The 353-nt window shown below is 64.3% G+C and carries 1 pseudogene; it reads left to right on the top strand.

Annotated elements, in window-relative coordinates:
* A pseudogene (locus ACNFCI_RS24080) lies at positions 1-353 on the top strand (RHS repeat protein); the annotation flags it as partial.

A 353-nucleotide genomic window follows, 5' to 3' on the forward strand; every position in this document is an offset into this window, starting at 1 on the left:
GGGGCAACCCCTGGCCTGGACCATGCGTGCCGAGCTCGAGCAGGTCGTGTCGGTGAAGCGCGAAGGTGCTACGGACGACGGTGAAAACTACCGTTATGACAGCCGTAGCCAGCGCGTGCTGAAAGCCAGCACCCAGCGAACAGCCCGCAGCACCCAGGCCCAGCGGGTGACTTACCTGCCAGGGCTGGAGCTGCGTACCCACACCAACGGCAACACACTCACCCAAGACCTGCAGGTGATGACGGTCGGGCAGGCCGGTCGTGCGCAAGTGCGGGTACTGCACTGGGCGGCAGGAAAACCCGACGACCTACCGAACGACCAACTGCGCTATAGCTACGACAACCTGCTGGGCA

Source organism: Pseudomonas sp. NY15356, assembly GCF_048068175.1.
In the GTDB taxonomy this organism is placed as follows: domain Bacteria; phylum Pseudomonadota; class Gammaproteobacteria; order Pseudomonadales; family Pseudomonadaceae; genus Aquipseudomonas; species Aquipseudomonas putida_K.